Annotated in this window: 17 protein-coding genes and 1 other annotated feature; of the genes, 6 read left to right on the top strand and 11 right to left on the bottom strand. The window is 51.0% G+C overall.

Translation table 11 applies throughout. From position 1 onward, the window contains the following. Window positions 1-53 precede the first annotated feature (53 nt). Window positions 54-1,286: a Glu/Leu/Phe/Val family dehydrogenase gene (locus EDM58_RS04350; protein WP_425455601.1), complete on the bottom strand. Its 1,233-nt coding sequence runs from the start codon at window positions 1,284-1,286 to the stop codon at window positions 54-56. Window positions 1,287-1,562: 276 nt separating this feature from the next. Between EDM58_RS04350 and EDM58_RS04345 the strand changes: the two genes are divergently transcribed. Continuing rightward, window positions 1,563-2,324: a PIG-L deacetylase family protein gene (locus tag EDM58_RS04345; protein WP_122912265.1), complete on the top strand. Its 762-nt coding sequence runs from the start codon at window positions 1,563-1,565 to the stop codon at window positions 2,322-2,324. 67 nt (window positions 2,325-2,391) lie between these two features. On the opposite strand, the gene EDM58_RS04340 is transcribed toward EDM58_RS04345, so the two are convergent. From EDM58_RS04340 to EDM58_RS04320, 5 genes are all read right to left on the bottom strand, one after another. Continuing rightward, complete coding sequence (locus tag EDM58_RS04340; protein WP_122912264.1) at window positions 2,392-2,994, bottom strand: genetic competence negative regulator; 603 nt, start codon at window positions 2,992-2,994, stop codon at window positions 2,392-2,394. Window positions 2,995-3,351: 357 nt separating this feature from the next. Then, on the bottom strand, window positions 3,352-3,957 hold the full coding sequence (locus tag EDM58_RS04335) for a LysM peptidoglycan-binding domain-containing protein (protein ID WP_183187417.1): 606 nt from the start codon (window positions 3,955-3,957) through the stop codon (window positions 3,352-3,354). Continuing rightward, window positions 3,954-4,535 carry a CPBP family intramembrane glutamic endopeptidase gene (locus tag EDM58_RS04330; protein WP_246000540.1) on the bottom strand — a complete coding sequence of 194 codons (582 nt, stop codon included), beginning with the start codon at window positions 4,533-4,535 and terminating at the stop codon, window positions 3,954-3,956. The genes EDM58_RS04335 and EDM58_RS04330 overlap by 4 nt, the downstream gene beginning before the upstream one ends. Window positions 4,536-4,551: 16 nt before the next feature. Then, entirely contained in the window at window positions 4,552-6,078 is a 1,527-nt protein-coding gene (locus tag EDM58_RS04325) for a RecQ family ATP-dependent DNA helicase (protein ID WP_122912262.1), read from the bottom strand. Beyond that, on the bottom strand, window positions 6,075-7,199 hold the full coding sequence (locus EDM58_RS04320) for a YpbB family protein (RefSeq protein WP_122912261.1): 1,125 nt from the start codon (window positions 7,197-7,199) through the stop codon (window positions 6,075-6,077). Before EDM58_RS04320 ends, EDM58_RS04325 begins: the two co-directional genes overlap by 4 nt. A gap of 113 nt (window positions 7,200-7,312) precedes the next feature. On the opposite strand from EDM58_RS04320, the gene EDM58_RS04315 reads away from it, so the two are divergent. From EDM58_RS04315 to EDM58_RS04295, 5 genes are all read left to right on the top strand, one after another. Further along, a complete protein-coding gene (locus tag EDM58_RS04315) occupies window positions 7,313-8,230 on the top strand; it encodes a hypothetical protein (protein ID WP_122912260.1) in 918 nt (305 codons plus the stop codon). Between the two features lie 98 nt (window positions 8,231-8,328). Continuing rightward, window positions 8,329-8,535, top strand: a complete 207-nt coding sequence (locus EDM58_RS04310; protein WP_122912259.1) for a ferredoxin — start codon at window positions 8,329-8,331, stop codon at window positions 8,533-8,535. Between the two features lie 306 nt (window positions 8,536-8,841). Then, window positions 8,842-9,086, top strand: a binding site (T-box leader). A gap of 234 nt (window positions 9,087-9,320) precedes the next feature. Further along, a complete protein-coding gene (serA, locus tag EDM58_RS04305; protein ID WP_122912258.1) occupies window positions 9,321-10,904 on the top strand; it encodes a phosphoglycerate dehydrogenase in 1,584 nt (527 codons plus the stop codon). A 169-nt stretch (window positions 10,905-11,073) separates the two neighbouring features. Next, a complete protein-coding gene (locus EDM58_RS04300) occupies window positions 11,074-11,574 on the top strand; it encodes a GNAT family N-acetyltransferase (protein WP_122912257.1) in 501 nt (166 codons plus the stop codon). 65 nt (window positions 11,575-11,639) lie between these two features. Further along, window positions 11,640-12,056, top strand: a complete 417-nt coding sequence (locus EDM58_RS04295; RefSeq protein WP_122912256.1) for a hypothetical protein — start codon at window positions 11,640-11,642, stop codon at window positions 12,054-12,056. Window positions 12,057-12,113: 57 nt separating this feature from the next. Here EDM58_RS04295 and EDM58_RS04290 read toward each other — a convergent pair whose 3' ends face one another. The 5 genes from EDM58_RS04290 to resB all read right to left on the bottom strand — a co-directional run bounded on the left by EDM58_RS04290 (window position 12,114) and on the right by resB (window position 18,751). Next, window positions 12,114-13,247, bottom strand: coding sequence for an HAD family hydrolase (locus EDM58_RS04290; RefSeq protein ID WP_122912255.1), 1,134 nt, complete (start codon window positions 13,245-13,247; stop codon window positions 12,114-12,116). A 14-nt stretch (window positions 13,248-13,261) separates the two neighbouring features. Continuing rightward, window positions 13,262-15,061, bottom strand: coding sequence for an ATP-binding protein (locus tag EDM58_RS04285; RefSeq protein WP_122912254.1), 1,800 nt, complete (start codon window positions 15,059-15,061; stop codon window positions 13,262-13,264). A gap of 1 nt (window position 15,062) precedes the next feature. Further along, on the bottom strand, window positions 15,063-15,779 hold the full coding sequence (locus tag EDM58_RS04280; RefSeq protein ID WP_023554477.1) for a response regulator transcription factor: 717 nt from the start codon (window positions 15,777-15,779) through the stop codon (window positions 15,063-15,065). A gap of 91 nt (window positions 15,780-15,870) precedes the next feature. Continuing rightward, the gene (ccsA, locus tag EDM58_RS04275) at window positions 15,871-17,100 is read right to left on the bottom strand and encodes a cytochrome c biogenesis protein CcsA (RefSeq protein ID WP_122912253.1); all 1,230 of its coding nucleotides are present in this window, start codon (window positions 17,098-17,100) and stop codon (window positions 15,871-15,873) included. A 22-nt stretch (window positions 17,101-17,122) separates the two neighbouring features. Beyond that, entirely contained in the window at window positions 17,123-18,751 is a 1,629-nt protein-coding gene (gene resB / locus EDM58_RS04270; protein WP_122912252.1) for a cytochrome c biogenesis protein ResB, read from the bottom strand.

Raw genomic sequence — 18,751 nt, 5'->3', positions numbered from 1 at the left:
AAGACGGGCTGAAGAGAAAAGCTATCTTTATTTTTTTGTCCTACAGACAAAGCTTAGACCCAACCGCGGAAACGGGACGCTTCCGCCATTTTGCGAACACCTGCCATATAAGCGGCGAGACGCATGTCTACTCGTCTTGTTTGGGACAGGGAGTAGATGTTTTCAAACGAGCGAACCATTACTTTTTCCAGTTTTTCTTCTACTTCTTCTTCGGACCAGTAGTAACCCTGGTTGTTTTGCACCCATTCAAAGTAGGATACCGTTACACCGCCTGCACTGGCCAAAACATCCGGAACGAGGAGAATACCGCGTTCGGTCAGAATTTTGGTCGCTTCCAGCGTGGTCGGTCCATTCGCTGCCTCGACAACGATCTTTGCCTTGATGTCGTGAGCGTTGGCACCCGTGATCTGGTTTTCGATCGCAGCAGGAACGAGAATGTCGCATTCGAGCTCCAGCAGCTCTTTGTTGGTAATGGTGTTGGTAAACAGCTTGGTCACCGTACCGAAGGAATCGCGGCGATCCAGCAGATAGTCGATATCTAAACCGTTTGGATCGTACAATGCACCATACGCATCGGAAATCCCCACTACCTTGGCACCTGCATCATGCATGAATTTCGAAAGGTAGCTGCCGGCATTCCCGAAGCCTTGTACCACAATGCGCGCACCTTTAAGATCGATGCTGCGGCGTTTGGCAGCCTCGCGGATACAAATAGTTACCCCTTTGGCTGTTGCGGTTTCACGACCATGCGAGCCTCCCAGGGAGATTGGCTTGCCGGTGATAAATCCAGGGGAATCAAATTCGCGAATTGCACTGTATTCATCCATCATCCAGGCCATGATCTGCGAGTTCGTAAACACGTCTGGTGCCGGAATATCTTTTGTAGGCCCAACAAGCTGACTGATTGCACGGACATAGCCACGGCTCAAGCGCTCCAGCTCGCGGAAGGACATCTCGCGAGGATCGCAGATAATCCCGCCCTTACCACCGCCGTATGGCAAGTCTACAATGCCAGCCTTCAAGCTCATCCAGATGGAAAGCGCTTTCACTTCGTCCTCTGTCACTGCCGGGTGGAAACGAATGCCCCCCTTGGTCGGACCAACTGCATCGTTATGCTGCGCACGATAGCCCGTAAAAACTTTGACTTCGCCATTGTCCATGCGAACCGGAATGCGTACAGTCAAAACGCGTAGCGGCTCCTTCAAGAGTTCGAACATCGAATCTTGGTAACCTAGTTTCTCCAGTGCTTCCTTGATCACCGTTTGGGTCGATTTAAGCAAATCCATGCTTTCTGGCTCTTTTTTCCCTTGGGTGCTTTCGGTTACCACTTCTTGATTACCCATTACTTACCACCTCAGAAATGTTGTCGGTAAATCCATCGTTAAGTATACACGCTTGTTTTACGTATGAGAAGATAAAAAAATTCCATTCCGCTGTTTTTTATTCGTAAATAACATATTTCCGATAATACTATCCTGCCCCCAGCCTATTTGTTTCATGACCAGCAATCGAAATCTGTGTCATAATGAGACGAGAGACGCAAGAAATTCGAGGAGGTTTTTATGAAGAAAGAGCGAAGCATTTTGTTTTTATTTGCTCATCCCGATGACGAGACTTTCACCTCCGGGATTGCCATCTCCAAATACGCGGCAGAAACGCAAACACAGCTCTACTTGATCTCCGCGACCAAGGGGCAAGCCGGCAAAGCTGGCGATCCTCCCCTTTGCAAGCCTTCCGAGTTGGCCGAATATCGGGAACAGGAGCTGTTGCGAGCGGCACATGTACTTGGCTTGAGCCAAGTAGAGACATGGGATTACCAGGACAAACACCTTAGCGATGTTCCGATGTCGGAGCTGGTTGCCAAGATACACGAAGCAATCGAACGGTACCGGCCGGATGTCGTCGTCACTTTTGCTCCACATGGCATTTCCGGTCATCCCGATCACCTGGCGATCAGCGCCGCTACCACGCAAGCAGTCGAAACACTCCCCACAGGAAGCAGCGTGCGGAAGCTCTACTACGCTACACGTGCGTCCGGTACTGCGCCTGCCGGAGGCAAGCCGGTTTTCACGGACCCGTATGAAGCCATTACGACCGTCATTCAAGGTCCTGCCTATGCCAAGCAGGTCGCTGCTGCTTTGGCCGAGCACAAAACCCAGCATCTCTCCGTTGAAAGGGTTTTTCCGGGTGCGATCAGCGGGGACACAACCCATGTGCCGCCCCAAAATTATTACATTCTTGCCTGGTGCGATCTGCCTGGCTACGCCGCAGATGCGCAAGACAAAGAGGGCGATTTCTTCGCAGGATTTCCACTCGATCAGTAATGTACAGACAGCAACAGCACCTAGCTCTTGAACTAGGTGCTGTTTTTATCCGGAAGTATTTCTTCCATTAGGTAAAGTGCCTGCATATTTCTTTGACTGCATCGTCAGCCACGACCACTTTTCCATATTCTTCCAACACATAAACCGTAGTTGGCGTCGCTTCTCCGTACTCAGAAAGGATCGCAATCAATTTGTGATACCGCTCCTGATCCAGGTCCATTTCTTCCAGTACAAGATGGTATTTCCCCTTGTAGAAGTAAGCAGTTCCTCCATTGGTCAGTAGAGCGTTTATTCGATGAGAGGCTTCGACAAGATGCTCAAAGTCACGGAAGGCGTAGATGATGAGGTCGCTTTCCTCCAGCGTAACCTCTAGTTCATACACTTCTTCATCCTCGTATTCTTCCTCTTCTTTTCCATCCTTCGAGCCTGTTTTTCCTCTAGTTACGATTACGACCATCCCCTGAGCTGGCAAGGCAAACACTTCAACGGCGACAGGTCCGGAAACTTCGAAGCCAAGTTCGTGATAAGCCTGTTCCATCATGTCGTTGAACAGTTCATGTACTTTCGGAATGTCACGCCACATGTCTTCTTTCTCTATTCCGCGCTCTGACAAATCGTCAAATGTTAAAAAGATGCGTATCTTGTCTTGACCAAGGCGTTCAACACGCATGACTGTCCCTCCTCGCCATCCAGTCGTACTACAAAATATGATGGTAAGCCTGTAAGAGTTCTCCGCATTTTCCGAGGTGTACCTGAGGCATGTATCCATTTTTCAAAAAACGGATGGAGCCATTTGAGGCCCGATTACAGCGTAATGCAGTCCGCTGTTCAGAAAATTGGGAGGTAGTCCTATCATATCACATTTGGTAGCCGGAAAATAGTGAAGCGACACCTTGCGCGCCAGTTCGCGTTCTTTCGCTCTGAATGTCGATTTCTCAATAGGCGGCGGTTAAAGATGTTAGTTCCTGTCAAAACCTGCGCTTTCCCAGGAAACTTTCATTTCCCATCCCTGTTCTTTTCCCGATGATTATCTGGACAGAGGAATGGTGACGACCGTGCCAATGCGCAGCTGTGCATCGGCAGACAAGCCATTGTAGCTGGCGATCCGGGAAACGCCTGAATTATTCCCGTAGTATTGGCGTGATAGCTTGAACAATGTATCACCTTTTACCACAACATGCTTGACCGTTTTGGGCTGCACCGCAGCTGGCTCGGGAACGCGAGCTTGATCTTGGGGAGCAGAAGCTTGTTCAGCCGACGGGGCTTGTACCGCTGGCTCCGTCTCCATGCTGGTTGCTGGCGTGACCATTGCAGGTGTCGTAGAGGACTGCCCCTGTTCGGAGTCAGTCACCGGAGTTTGGGGAACCTCCTCGGCAGTCTGCACGGGCGGCTGTTGTTCTTCCTTTGCGGCTGGATCCTCGGCAGGTGTTGCCGTTGAATCTACCAGTTGATTCGGGACGGCTGACTGGGCTCCTCCCTGGGCATGATAAAGCTCCAACCCAATCAATCCAAAGAAAAGAGCTCCAAAAAAAATCAAGCCGCCCTGTATCACTCGTTTCAAGGACACCCTGCCTGGTTTTCTTTGGGTGCCACGAGAGCTGCGCGGCGGCAATCCACGCTGTATTTCGCTCACTCTCCCTCCCCCTTTCTGCGTTTTAAAATGGATTGTAAGTAGAAGGCAAGTGTCAGATCCACCAGTATATGAGCGATTATGGGAAGCCATAAGTTGCCCTCATAAGAATACAGTTCTCCCAAAAGCCAGCTTGTCAAAAACAGACTGGCGACCAATAGCGGCTTTCTTAAATACCGGGTATGTACCAATGTAAATATGACACTCGTCCAGAGATTTCCTGCAAAGGATTGAATGACGCCGCGAAACAGCCATTCTTCCGTAACACCAACCACTGCACATACCAGAACAGTCATCAGAGGAGACATCTGCCCAAACAACTGTTCATTGATACTGCCATCGTCCTGCCAACGCTGCGGTAAAAAGCGCTCCATGCCTATGCTCATTCCCACCACGAGAATCGCAACAAGCACTGCCCACCCGATGCCAGCGAAGCTGGGACGGGAAAATAACGCAAGCGTGGACTCCCAGCCATGCATCCACAAACTCCCTCCGGCCGCCAAGACCAAAACCACTCCTTGCGTCAGCCAGAGATTGAGCTGCAACATGGCTGGATCCATCCCTTGCCCATGGTCTTTCACTGTTGATCCTCCTCACTCATTTCGGCAAAAGAACAGACAACGCCTGCCGCAAATCCCAACTCGTTTCTATTCTTCCTACATTCTCGGTCTGCCTGCTCTCCTTGTACAAACTGCGCTCAAGCCCGCATACGGAACAGCATTGCAGCGTATATTCATGTCCCATCTCGCCAAAATAGCCATTAATCCTTTTACGCAAGCAGTTTTCCCGCTCCTCTGCGAAGCGAATCATCTCCGCGAGCTTTCGCTGTTTCAGAAGCTTTCTTCTTTCCAGCTCTCCGTAAACCTGGTCGGCGTGATCACGGAGTTCCATTCCGGGCTCCAAGGAAGCTGCCACTTCTTCCCTGGATGCTGTGCTCACTCGCTGAGCATAAAACAGCAACAAATCCGCCATCTCCTGTGTCAGCTCAATCGAAGCGAGAACCTCTGGAGTCAGGGGCTGTTGTTGCCGCAACAGCTCTGCAAGCAGGTCAATCTGCCTGCGGGTCGGATATTCACGCTCAATCATATACTGATGGATTTGCACATCTTCCCGGGTGTAATACAAAGCTGCATATCCGGCTTCCCCGTCCCGTCCTACCCGGCCAATTTCCTGGACATATGCCTCCATGTTTGCCGGAAGCTGATAATGGATGACGAAGCGTATATCCGGCTTGTCGATCCCCATGCCAAAGGCATTGGTGGCGACGATCATGTCCAGATCGCCTGACAGGAATTGTTGTTGGATCAGCATGCGTTCCATGCTGTTCATCCCGCCATGGTAGGCGTGTACCCTGCGTTTTCCCTCCAACTGGTAGGAGGTCGCCAAAACCTCCACCGCTTGCCGGGTACTGCAGTAAACAATGCCTTGGCCCTTCCATTCATCCATTTGACGCAAGACCTGTGAGCGCCGTTCTGATTCGTCCGCTGCCGGAATGATGTCAATCGCGATATTTTTCCGATTGAGCGATTGTAGCACGACGTGTTCAGGCTTGATCTTCAGCAGGCTGCAAATCTCCTCCCGCACAGCCGTTGTGGCGGTTGCCGTCACGGCCAGCACAGGCGGATTGCCCAAGGCACGGACAACTTCAGGCAAGCGCAGATAGTCGGTGCGAAAATCATGGCCCCATTGGGATATGCAATGGGCTTCGTCGATGGCGATTAGCGATACACCAACTTTTTTGAGCAGAGCCTGAACGTAGGATTGCTGCAATTTTTCGGGCGATATGTAGACCAGTTTGTACATTCCCCTCTCGATTTCACGCATCACTTCGCGCATATCAGCCGGGTCCAGGAGGCTGTTCAGGTACGTGGCGGCGATCCTTCTTTGCGCCCGCATCTGTTGGACCTGATCCATCATCAAAGAGATCAAAGGGGAAACTACGACCGTTATGCCAGGCAGCATCAAGGCAGGTAGCTGATAGGTGACGGATTTGCCCCCGCCAGTAGCCAGCACCCCCAAAACGTTCGCCCCTGCCAGGACGCCGCGAATGATGTCTTCCTGCCCGGCACGAAATGTCTCGTAGCCAAAATGTCTCTGCAGGTGGGCCTGCAAGCTTGTGCTCACGACGTTGCCTCCCCTCTGTTGCGTGCTAAAGCCAAGCGAATATGCAAATAGGAGACCTCTGTCCCCAGATGGTCTTTTATCAGACGAAGACGGCCAGTCCCAAGCTTCTCACTGGTGTGTACGATTGCTGCAGCCAGTTCGGAAGAAAGGTATTCGGAAGCGTCCCACTCAGGGCAGCGCAGGGCCATCTCGACTAGGTGGTCCTCAACCGTGCTTTCCTTGATCCGCCTTATCCGGGCGATATCCGCTTTGGAAATGCCACGCTGTACCAGAGCGTAGGTTTTGGCTGCACTCTCACTCAACCGCACATCCCCCCGCTCCTGGTGATCGGCATCCAGTAGGATCCTCAACAGGGAAAATGCCTCTTTTTCCTGTTGCAAGCGCTCGACGGACGAGGCGAGACCATATCGAAACAAAAGCTGAAACTGCGATGGCGATAGGTCCATCTCAGCCGCAAGCTGCCCAGAGGTCCTTCCAGTATGCTCGGCACCCGTCAATTGACCTGCCAGGATCTGCTGCACTTGTGCGGGAAGAGGCGACCACAGCTTGTACAGCTCGTCCCCCAGATGTGCCTGCCACCTCTCCCGTACTTCCCCATTTCGCAGCTGTAACTTTACCCAGGATTGAATCCGCCGATCTGTCACGACAGGAATAAAGTCCATGCGAGCTGCAGCCAGCTGCGAAACTGTCTGCACCAATAAATGAATCCTCTTCCAGAAGATTTCCAGGTTGAAGGTCAAAAGCCAAGCCGAAAAGGGCGACAGCCAACGCGGCAACTGATAGTGATTGGACTGTTCCGACGCGTACCGCAAACCCTCTGGCGTAACAACAAACGTCGATTTCCCATTCATTCCGGAAACTGTACGGACTTGAATGCAGCCACGTTGAACCAAATTTGAAACAATTTTATCCCATTTCTCTTTTGAAAAATGGGGAAACATCCGATAATACGGATAAAGGCTGTACAAATGAACATCCTGCAGGGTCTGATTTGCCTTGCGTCCGCGCAATATGTAGTAGACTGCTTGCAGGGTCCGTTCGTTGGCGAGAGGAATCATGGCGTTCAGGGCAACAGCGGAAAGCACCTCTTGTTCCCGCGCCTCCACACTCCGACTAATCATTGCGTACTCCTTTACTTTTCTCTATGCGTTCTCTGTCTGCTTGGCTGTACTCGCTGCAGCACGGTAAGACAGGGTTCGACAATCATGCGCTGCAAAATTGCTGGGGGATTTTTATGACAAAACGATTAAAAAAATCAGAATTTATGATGGCTTATATGATCATCATAACACTTGCTTGTACGATCGGTGGATTTTTTTTCGGGGCACATTATATGAAGAACAAGATCGAAACGGCACAAGCACAAGCTCTGGAGGCACAAAAGCAGGAAGCTGAGAAAGAGCGCCTTCTCCAGGAACAAAAGCTCTATAGTGAACAGGACTTCATCCGTTTTTATTACGCTGTGTATTCTCCTATTCTCGACTTGAAAAAAGCTCATTTTGACGTTATGGACCAATGGGCCAAGATGGATAAGAAAGCCCAGGAGCAAGCTTTGAAGCAATTGAGCCAAACAGCGGATGCAACACTCAAGTCCGTGGAAAAAACCGTTTCGCTGCCAACTGCTCCCCTGCTGCTTCAGGCTCAGGTTCAATTTAAAAACAGTGTACGGGCTTATTTGGATAGTATGGACCAAGTACGAACCGATCAGAATAGTAATGCCCTAACTCCTGGCGACATCAGTGCTCGAATGACTCCTTTCCAGGAGAGCTGGCTGAAAGCTCAGGAGCTTGTATACCAATCATTTGCTACGTGGGAATCCGCGTACGTCGTCAAAAAACCTCTGCCGCAAGCGTTGCCGCAGAATATCAGCATCGAACAGTGGAAGACGTTCCCGTTCCATTACAGAACTTATGTGACGGCTGCGACGCTTGCCCAAGACCACCAATGGCGCGCTTTCAATCCTGAAGATCTGACGGCGCGATTGGACAGCCTGTTCAGCTCAAGCGATGCCCAAGCATTGGGCATTCACGATTTGCAGGCTGCGGTGCGTTTGCTTTTTGCGACGGACGCGATCCATCCAGGGGATTTTAAACAGTTGCATTCCCGGATATATTCCGACTTGCAGACTCCAGAGGTACCTCTTTTCAAGTAGAGTACATTTTTAGAATGATTCAATCTTGAAATCTTTCCAACAAGAGCATACAATGTGAATGAAGTGGACGTACCACTGGTATGGGAGGTGAAACCACGATGACAACATGGGTTGATAAAGATACTTGTATTGCATGCGGCGCTTGTGGCGCAACAGCTCCTGACGTGTTCGATTACGACGACGAGGGCCTGGCATACAATAAACTGGATGACAATGCTAACTCCGTTGAAATCCCGGACATTCTTCAAGACGACGTACGTGATGCCGCTGAAGGATGCCCAACAGATTCTATTAAAGTTGAGTAGTACAACCAAGCCTCCCATTGCTGCCATGCGTGGGAGGTTTTTCTTTTCCATTGAACGAAGCATTGAATCGGAGTATAATGGCGAAAAGCCGAACATTCTTCTTGTTTTTTTCCGGATTTTAGGCGGCAAATTCTCTAACGTTCGGTTTTTACTCCTTTTTTCATGTTTCTTCTATATTAAACTGCTATTATTCACGAACGATAGATTAAGTTTTTTTGATAATGTTCATTTTTTCTCTTTTTCCCCCTTGACGTGCTCCCAACGGGCGTGGTATCGTAAGAGCACATCATTCGAAACACCAAATAAGAAACGACGATGACGAAGATAGGCTGTGTCCCGGAAATCCTCAGAGAGCCGATGGTTGCTGCGAATCGGTGATTCCACACACAGATAAGCACTTTCGAGTTGTTGCGCTGAACCATCTGCTCTGATGAAGTATGCGTGATCGGTTGATCCGTTATCTCTACAGGTCATGTACCTGGTAAGGCTCTTCTTTGAGAAAAGAGGAGCGAATGAGGGTGGCACCGCGAAGCAAGCCTCTCGTCCCTCACTGTTCTGTCTAGGAGCAGTGTGAGAACGGGAGGTTTTTTTGTATTCATAGCCTACTTCTATTCGACCGGAAAGGAGAGACAGCCTAATCATCGATCAATCACTGCCACCAGCCGCATCATTTTTTGTACAAGCAGACTGCGCTTTGCTGTCTCCTTCCCTAATCGAAAAGGAAGCAAGGGTCGCAACGTCCAAGATTGTCTCATGCTACTATTACCAGGAGGTGCTCAACGCACATGTATAAAGTACTTATTACAGATCCACTAAGCGAATTTGGTATTCAGCAATTGCTCGATGCGACCGATGTAGAAGTCGTTCGCAAAACCAACCTCTCCCCTTCCGACCTGTTGGATATCATCGGGGATTATGACGCCCTGCTGGTGCGCAGCCAAACACAGGTAACCGCTGATGTATTCGCGGCCGGCAAGAAACTGAAAGCAGTCGGACGCGCCGGTGTCGGTGTAGACAATATCGACATCAATGCTGCGACGCAAGCTGGGGTGCCTGTCATCAACGCTCCTGACGGAAATACGATCTCGACGGCTGAACACTCCTTCGCCATGCTGATGGCTGTAGCCCGCAATATTCCGCAAGCTCACAAAAAGCTGGCTGACGGCACTTGGGACCGCAAAAGCTTCCAAGGGGTCGAGTTAAACAAGAAAGTCCTCGGCATCATCGGGATGGGACGCATCGGATCGGAAGTTGCCAAACGGGCGAAAGCCTTCGGGATGACAGTCATGGGCTATGATCCTTTCATGACGGAAGAACGCGCACAAAAAATGGGAGTAACCAATGCAAGTGTTGACGAGATTTGCCGTCAAGCTGATTTCATCACCGTTCACACTCCGCTGACAAAAGAAACGCGTCACATCATCAGCTCCCGTGAATTCGCCAAAATGAAAGACGGGGTTCGCCTGATCAACTGCGCTCGCGGCGGAATTATCGATGAAAAAGCTTTGTACGAAGCCATTACAACAGGCAAAGTAGCAGGTGTGGCCCTCGACGTATACGAAGAGGAGCCGCCAGTGGACAACCCGCTGATCGGCCTGCCGCAAGTCGTGCATACGCCTCATCTCGGAGCGTCGACGGTAGAAGCTCAGGAAAACGTAGCTGTAGACGTTTCCGAAGAAATCCTGAAGGTCCTGCGTGGGCAGCCATTTAAAAATGCCGTCAACCTGCCTTCCATCCCTGCGGATGTCATGGAAAAAGTACAGCCGTACTTCACGCTTGGTGAAAAATTGGGTCATTTCCTGGCTCAAGTGACAGTGGGTTCTGTCTCCGAAATCGAAATCAAATACAGCGGCGAACTGACCGATGTGGATACAGCGCCACTTACTCGCACAGTGCTGAAGGGAGTCCTCTCCTTCCGCCTCGGTGAAGGAGTCAATTACGTGAACGCACCGCTTCTCGCGAAAGTGAGAGACATCACTGTGACCGAGCGTAAAGCTGCGCAAAACCGCGGATTCACCAATCTCCTGACCGTCTCGCTGAAGACCTCCCAGGAGACGCGTACGGTCGCTGGAACTCGTCTGAACGGATACGGCGCCCGCATCGTCAAAATCGACGACTACGCGATCGATGTGGCCCCAGAAGGCTATCTGCTCTACATTCACCACAACGACCGCCCAGGCGTGATCGGCCGCGTAGGCTCCATCTTGGGCACAAACGGCGTCAACATCGCGACCATGCAGGTAGGCCGTCGCGATATCGGCGGCGACGCGATTATGATGCTTTCCGTCGATAAGCCGCTCACAGCAGAGCTGCTTGATACCATGGGCGACCTGCCTGAAGTGAAAAGCGTAACGCAAATCGAATTGTAATAGCGGCATAGTCTTGACCCGGCATTTTTGCCGGGTCTTTCTGTTGTATTTTTTCCCAATCCATGCAACGAAATGGTTTGTAGCTCGTATTAAAATAGAGATGATTTGGTGCGCAACGCTATCTCCAAGCCATCGTAGACGGAGTACAATGGAAGAAGGTTGTGAACGTATGATTCGATTGATCGACAACACGAACCCGGTTATGGCCGCTCATATACTGCGGGTACAAATCCCTGCTTACCGGGTAGAAGCCCGCTTGATGAATTTCGACGGTATTCCGCCATTGCAGGATACGCTGGAGAGCATTCAAGCTTCTGATGAGACCTTCCTCGGCTATTTTGATGCTGATGAAGAGTTGGCTGGGTTTCTCTCCTTTGAGGAAGAACAGGCTGGCTACACCATCTGTCGGCTTGTTGTCCATCCCGATCACTTCCGCAAGGGGATCGGGAAAGCATTGCTGCACCATTTTATGTGCGAAGTGGGCAAATCGCTGAAGGTGGCTGTCAGTACCGGTGCAACAAACGAGCCTGCCCTGAATTTGTACAAGCGATTTGGATTTCAGCAGATCGGATTGCTCGAAATTGCACCGGACGTGTATCTTGCTTTGTTGGAGTCAAATCCCTCGGACGATTCCGTCTCCCCGTCATCCCGGGACGCAGGGCAAAGTTGAGCATATCCTCCCCTACTGATCCTGTCTTCGCTTTCGCAAAATCACTTGGCGAGGAGAATCCATTCATGCGGAAGATTTTGTTCGGAATTTTAGGCTGCTTTTGTTTCATTCTGATCATCGGAGTATGGAGTTATTTCAATAGGCCTTCCTTTTTATATCCGGCTCTCCCCTTTTCGCATCCTGATAAATCTTCCGTGGTAGCGAAGTTGAAGCAAGCGGATGACGAAATGCTGATCCCGCTCACAACCGCTGACTCGGATACGCGCTATTATTGGCTAGGAGCCAAATCCGCCCAAAGCGGCGAAGCCAAATCGTTGAAAAGCTTGCTGCAGACGAGGGGCTGGACGTTCGCAGAGCAAGAAGGCGCCGGATATTTTTTTGAAAAGGAGCAGCAAAGGATTGTTATCACCGCTCAGATGTGGTCTAGTGATTTTGTCCTGTACAAGGTACCCGCCGAGGTGCCTGCCGATCTTTTTCAATAACTGTATCCTCATAATAAAAAACTCCGTCGCTGCGCACAGACGACGGAGTTTTCCTGTTTACAGGATGGATAAGATGCCGCGGACATCATCCAGAATATAATCTGCTTTCACTTCTTCAAATTTCGCACGCGCCTCCTGGCCGGACAAGCCCGTTAACGTAGCCGCGAATTTGCATCCGATCGAACGAGCTGCCAGGAAGTCAGCCAGGGAGTCCCCTACGATCAGCACTTCTTCTCCATTGGAGATCGGGAGCGAGAAATTGACGGCTTCGCTGTTCGGGGTGTCGAGACCAAGCATTCCTTTTACATACGAAATGGGATGGGGCTTGGACATCGGCGCGAGCGCAGGGAATTCCCCTTCTACTTCCAGTACATGAGAAGCTGTTACGACGCGATTCGGGTCAAACCACTCCAGAATGCCCATTTCACGCAACGGCACATGCGTCTCAATGGTCGGGCGGCCCGTTCCAATTCCCAGTGTATACCCTTTTTCCTTCAGGGTTTTGAACAACTCGATCATCTCTGCAGGCGGGACAATCGGGATTTCATCCGTGAGAAAGCCTGTTTTGCCAGGCTGCATGGTTGCGCGGCCAATCGAATCTGCTACGCGGTCATCCCCAAGGTACCACTCTTGGAAGGTCTCCTGGCAAAGCTGCCACAGCTCACTGCTTCGCGAGAACATCTGCGTCTCTACACCGCAGCGCTCCTTTGCGATCTGATTGAGATAGACGAGCATTTCCGCTTTTTGTGCGGAACCCTTGGCAAAATCGGCCGTAAACGCGGCGTAATCGACCCGGAAATCAGCAGCATGCTCCGCCGCCCATTCTCTGAGCTGGTCGACTTGCTCTCGACCGATCTGATTGACAAGCAGGTTGACCGCATCCGAGCCAAGCTTGGGCTTCAATGCTTCCACCAGATGGATCAATTGATAGGAAAAAGTGAGGAAAACCATGTCCCAGTTGGAATTGATTCCGCGGGACTTGATAAAGTTCAACACTTCATCTTTTGCAAATACCTGTTCACGTACGGTACGGATTTGCGATTCCACGGGCGATGGTGTAAAAGCATCACCTTTTAACCCCAGATATTGCGGGCTGTACAGCATTTCCCAGACAGTCAGTGCGGAAGCATCGAAGTACCGCTCTTCACTCAACATAACCCCGTCTACGTCGAACAAGATCGTTTTTATCATTTCTCTCTACACTCCTAGTTGGTTTTTGTATCTACCAAGATCGAAATCGTAAATGTCGTTCCTTCTCCCAGCTTGCTTTGCACGCTGATCGTACCGCCATGCGCATCGATGATGTTCTTGGCAATCGCAAGTCCCAGTCCGGTTCCGCCTGCACGGCCGCGTGTGCGGGCCTTGTCGGCCTTGTAGAAACGCTCAAACACAAACGGCAGATCTTCCTGAGGAATCCCGCTGCCCGTGTCGCTGATCTCCAGCCACAAGACCTTTTCTCCTCGCGCACGAATCATGACGCTTCCTTGACTTGGTGTATGACGCAGCGCATTGTCGATCAGGTTGGTCAGGACTTGTTCCATACGATCCGGATCGAAGTCGGCATGCTGATGCGGCGTCGTGACCTCCAGCGAAAGGGAGATGTCCTGTTCGCGAGCCAGGTTGCTGAATTTGCGATGAATTCGTTCCAGATAAGGACGAAGCTCTACCTTTTCCTTGAACAGTTCCACATGTCCTGCTTCCATGCGCGCCAGGCTGAGCAGCTCATTGACGAGTTTGGTCATGCGAACCGATTCGTCGTAGATGATCTGCGCCAGTTCCTTATGCTCTTCGGGGGTCGCCACCATGTCATCGACGATCGCCTCACTGTATCCTTGCAGCATCGACAAAGGCGTGCGCAGTTCGTGAGAGACATTGGCTACGAAATCATTTCGCATCTTGTCCAATTTGCGTTCACGGGTCATATCGCGTATCACGGCAACCGCACCGCGAATTTGTTCCTTATCCATTAACGGGACCATGACCAGCGACCAGATGCGCCCTTGCACCGGGATATCCTCCGCCACCTCGTAGCCGCCGCGCACCACTTGCTGGTAATACCCATACAGCGGGAACGGCTCGTCCGGATGCTCATACCTCCAGTCGCGCAGGAAATGCTCCGCAGGCGGGTTGGCTACCACGACATTTCCTTCCCCGTCAATCATAACCACCCCGTCCACCATGCTGCGCAAGACGCTGGCCAACTGCTCCTTCTCCTTGGACAAGGCATCGACCAGTTGATTCAATCTCGTCGCCATCGTATTCAAGGAGGCGGCTAATTCCCCGATTTCGTCCGTCGTGCGGATCGGGATCTCGGCATGAAAGTCTCCTTCCGCGATGCGATGCGCCGTCTCTTTCATTTGCCGCAGCGGCGAGGTAATCCGCGAAGACAGGAAAAAGGCGAAGAAAGTCGTAGCTGTAAAAGCAATGACGCCGACGACAAAGATTAATAGTCGTACCTCTGTGAGCGTATCGTCAAAATCTTCGATCGTCTGATAGAGCACGACAGCTCCTTTATGCCCGGAGGAAATCTCCAACGGCACAGCAACAGCCAGAATCGGCAAAGTGCCATTGCGGGCAGCAGGATTGTTGCGATCCGGCTCGCTCAGACTTAGGGAAAATCGTTCCGGCAGCGGATGCTTGCCCTCGATAGCCTCGGTCAGCTTCAATCCTTTTTCTGCCAATAATTGATCGACTGGAATCCGCGGCAGAGGTTTGCCTTCGCTTTTGCCAATGATGTTTTTCTGCTCATCTACAACGACCAACCCGGTGTGATGCACCAAGCCAAAGCGCGACGCCAGCTCCAAGGCGCTCTGCTTGTCCTCGCTTTGGGCAAGTCCATCCCTCAGCCCGATGGCCAAATCCTGCAGATTCGATGTCTGGCGATTGTGATAAAAGTTATCAAAGGATTGCACCAGCAAGAGACTAAATACAGTCAAGACCAAGGCAAACAGGGCGATGATGGTCATCCATAGTTTGCCAACTACACTGCGGAAAATAACGTCCACCTTATTTTGGCACCTCTAATTTGTATCCGACTCCCCATACCGTAGCAATCATGGCTGCTGCTTGTGGAGACACGCGATTTAATTTTTCACGCAACCGCTTGATGTGCGTATCCACGGTGCGCAGATCCCCGAAAAACTCGTAGTGCCATACATCCTTCAACAATTCCTCACGCGTGAATACCTTGTCCGGAGATTGCGCCAGATAATGAAGGAGCTCGTACTCCTTGGGCGTCAGGCTTACCTCCTGGCCGCTCGCAATCACTTTATGCGCATCATGGTCAATCGTCAGTTCAGGAAACACGAGGATCGAATGGCTGTTGATTGTCTCCGTCTTCAGATAAGCAGTCGCAGACGAGCGACGCAGGATCGCCTTGACCCGGTAAATGACCTCACGCGGACTAAATGGCTTGACCACGTAATCATCCACCCCGGCTTCAAAGCCGTGAACACGGTTGGTTTCTTCGCCCTTGGCTGTCAACATGATGATCGGCGTAGCCTTGAATTCGCGAATTCGCTGGCATACCTCAATTCCGTCCATTCCTGGCAGCATCAGGTCCAGCAAAATGATGTCAAAATCATCACCGATCGCCATTTCGACGGCCTGCTCGCCGTTGTCAGCTTCTTCAATCACAAAATTTTCACGTTCCAGATACATTTTTAACAGTCTGCGAATCCGTTCCTCATCATCCACTACAAGAATACGTGCCTTCTTTTCCATTGCCAACACCTCTTGTCTTTCATCTTCAATTCCTAGGAAAGGCGGGAGATAGTCCAAAAAAGCTGGCGGTAAAACCAGCTTTTTTGATATGTTACACGCCTGCGTACGAGTGCAGGCCAGCAATCACCAGATTCACAACGACTAATGTGATTAAAATGATAACAAATCCGATGACAGACATCCAGGCTGATTTTGCACCGATCCAGCCGCGCGACAAACGCAGGTGGAGATAGGCGCTGTAGAACAGCCATACAATCAATGCCCATACTTCTTTCGGGTCCCAGCCCCAGAAGCGGCCCCATGCTTCATGAGCCCAGATCATGGCGAAGATCAATGCTCCCAGCGTAAAGACAGGGTAGCCGATACTGATCGCCCGATAGCTGATCTCGTCGACAAGTTCAGGATCAATCCCTTCCAGGGAAGGCTGAATGGCTGCAGCCAGTCTTTTGCGAAAGATCAAGCGCAGAACCCCGTAAAGCACAAGCCCTGACAAGACAGACCAGATCATCGTATTCAGCTTGCGGGCGGCGTCTTTTCCTTCCATCCACTCAGGAGCGGTAAACCATGGCGACATCGGCCCTTCCTGAATCAGCTTGGCATTCGCCGGAGCGACAATCGCCGGCATCGTGTACTCTACTTTGGCAGGAGCTACCTGCCCGGTCGGTGTTGTCACCTGTTCTGTCAATTCAAAAACGGTTCTCTGATCCATTCTGGCAAACGTGGACTCCATAAGGATGAAACCGACGAGCATCAAGACCACTGCCAGAACGACCTCCAGCCATCTCGTGCTTTTGGTCGCTACCTTTTGCGGAATGGTCAGGATCAGGTACATCAGTCCGGCAGCAAAGCCGACTGCCAAAATCCCTTCTCCCAAGGCAGCCGTTGTTACGTGAATATGCAGCCAATAGCTTTGCAAGGATGGGATCAATGGCGTAATTTCTTTCGGAAACACATAAGAGTACGCCAGCATGATGACGCCGAGCGGAAGCACAAAGGCCCCGATCACGGTCATTTTGTAGATGCGATAAATAATCAAGTAGGCAAGAATGATGCAGTAATCAAAGAATGCCATGAACTCAAACATGTTGCTGGTCGGACTATGCCCGCCAGCAACCCAGCGGGTGATCACATAGCCCGTCTGTGCGACAAAGCCAACGACCGCCATCCAGTACGCGATTCGGCCAAAGCGCATCTCGTGTTGCTTGGGGTCGCGCCCCGCCCAGTTCTTTCCCGTCATGGCGACGATAAATACTACGGACGAGAGCACGTACAGGAAAAACGCGATATCCAATAACAAATCACTGATCTGGTAAAGCTGCACGTATGTTCGCCCTCCTTGAAGCTTATGCCTTCGTTTTATCCTCCAGAGTCACCGAGAGGTTCGTCTGTTCCACCATTCCCTGTACTTCCTTGCGCAGACCAAACCAGTTTTTGTTGGTATGTCCGGCAATCAGCACATTTCCTTCCTGCAACTGCACCCAGATTCGGCGGTGCTGCCAGAAAAAGCCCATTGAGACTCCGACCATGAAGACAAACGATCCAAAGAAAATCAGCGGCAAAGCTTTATCCGTGCGAACGTTCAAACCGGAAATGTCCACCAGATCCGGCATCTCGATCTTCAACCCGTATCTGGGGTTGTCCTTCTGTGTCAGAATCGACCCTTGCAAGTAGACCAGTTTCTCGTTGATCGCGTCTCTCTCATCGATTATTTCCAATGCGAACATCGGGTTTTTGGGCAAATTGGTTTGGGTGATTGGCTTTCCGTCTTTCCCCATCGCAAAATCAGGGAAGTAGTCGAGGATGCGAACCTTCATGCCTTCTGCAACCTGCATCTCTTCCGAAGGGTTGTAGAGATCCAGTTTGATCGCGCCTACTTCTTTATCACCGTTTTTCAGATCAATCAGAGTGAAATTGAGTGCCCCCAGCTTCATCTCCTGATAGCCGGATTGATAGAGGTAGATGTCTTCATGCTTCATCGGATGGTTCACGATGATCGGACCACTCTGCACTTCCACCAAATCCGGTTTGGCTCCTGGCGTATCTGCGTTTCGGTTCAGATACAAGATCGCATCTGTCTGGTAGTTCTTCGCAATGGCACCGCCTTTGAGATCCAGCTTCTCCACCATTTCATCCTCAGAGTAATACTCGACCTTGAAGCTCAGATTTTTCACATAGTAAGGGGTCTCCGGGATTGGAACCGTTTCCCCTTCCCTGACCCATACGTACTCGTCCAAATGAAAGCCGGGCAGACTGCGCATCAACACGCCAATCAGGAAGAGAATCAGCCCGATGTGGTTGACATAGGGGCCCCAACGGCTGAAGCGCCCCTTTTCTGCCAGCAAGGCGCGATCTGTCTGAAACAGGTAATAGCCCTTTTTCTTCAAAGCTTCTGCCGATTGGGCCAGAATCTCTTCAGCACTGCGATCTTCCGGCTGTTTGGCCTCCGCGTACAGCTTTTGTCCTTTTAAAAAGGACTTGTGCTGATTGAGCCGCGGCTTGCTCAAAGCTTTGTACAATGGGATAACGCGGTCCAGGCTGCAGATGATCAGCGATGCGCCGAGCAGCACGAGCAGCAGGACGAACCACCAGGAGGAATACATATTATGAAAGCCTAGCTGATAGAATATGGTCCCCAACACTCCGTAGGTATCGGTGTAGAACCGCTCTACATCCAATTCTGTCGGCACGGGCACCGGTATGTATTGCTGCTGGGGAAAAATCGTCCCCACTCCTGACGCAACCAGTATGACAACGATGATCCAGATGGCGACTTTTACGGAAGAAAAGGTATTCCAAATCCGATCCACTATCGTTGTGGTATAGGTTTGGGAGCGGCGTGCCATTCCTTCATAGCGCATGTCAGGAAACGCGGCTTTGTCTGTCAAATCCACTTCCAACGGCTTACCGCAAGATTCGCAGAGCAGCGTCCCGACCGGGTTCGTATGTCCACATTCACATTTTCGCTGATCCAT

The organism is Brevibacillus panacihumi, from assembly GCF_003710985.1.
Classification (GTDB): Bacteria; Bacillota; Bacilli; order Brevibacillales; family Brevibacillaceae; genus Brevibacillus; species Brevibacillus panacihumi.
Note: the sequence above shows the minus strand (reverse complement) of the source record. Positions and strands in the feature narration are given on the sequence as shown.

What these genes read in the sequence shown, in the direction of transcription:
- EDM58_RS04320 (WP_122912261.1), bottom strand. Translation starts at nt 7,199, where the DNA reads ATGATTAGTCGGAGTGTGGAGGCGCGGGAACAAGAGGTGCTTTCCGCT.
- EDM58_RS04310 (WP_122912259.1), top strand. Translation starts at nt 8,329, where the DNA reads ATGACAACATGGGTTGATAAAGATACTTGTATTGCATGCGGCGCTTGT.
- EDM58_RS04300 (WP_122912257.1), top strand. Translation starts at nt 11,074, where the DNA reads ATGATTCGATTGATCGACAACACGAACCCGGTTATGGCCGCTCATATA.
- serA (WP_122912258.1), top strand. Translation starts at nt 9,321, where the DNA reads ATGTATAAAGTACTTATTACAGATCCACTAAGCGAATTTGGTATTCAG.
- EDM58_RS04290 (WP_122912255.1), bottom strand. Translation starts at nt 13,247, where the DNA reads ATGATAAAAACGATCTTGTTCGACGTAGACGGGGTTATGTTGAGTGAA.
- EDM58_RS04315 (WP_122912260.1), top strand. Translation starts at nt 7,313, where the DNA reads ATGACAAAACGATTAAAAAAATCAGAATTTATGATGGCTTATATGATC.
- EDM58_RS04280 (WP_023554477.1), bottom strand. Translation starts at nt 15,779, where the DNA reads ATGGAAAAGAAGGCACGTATTCTTGTAGTGGATGATGAGGAACGGATT.
- EDM58_RS04350 (WP_425455601.1), bottom strand. Translation starts at nt 1,286, where the DNA reads ATGGATTTGCTTAAATCGACCCAAACGGTGATCAAGGAAGCACTGGAG.
- EDM58_RS04345 (WP_122912265.1), top strand. Translation starts at nt 1,563, where the DNA reads ATGAAGAAAGAGCGAAGCATTTTGTTTTTATTTGCTCATCCCGATGAC.
- resB (WP_122912252.1), bottom strand. Translation starts at nt 18,751, where the DNA reads ATGGATCAGCGAAAATGTGAATGTGGACATACGAACCCGGTCGGGACG.
- EDM58_RS04295 (WP_122912256.1), top strand. Translation starts at nt 11,640, where the DNA reads ATGCGGAAGATTTTGTTCGGAATTTTAGGCTGCTTTTGTTTCATTCTG.
- EDM58_RS04340 (WP_122912264.1), bottom strand. Translation starts at nt 2,994, where the DNA reads ATGCGTGTTGAACGCCTTGGTCAAGACAAGATACGCATCTTTTTAACA.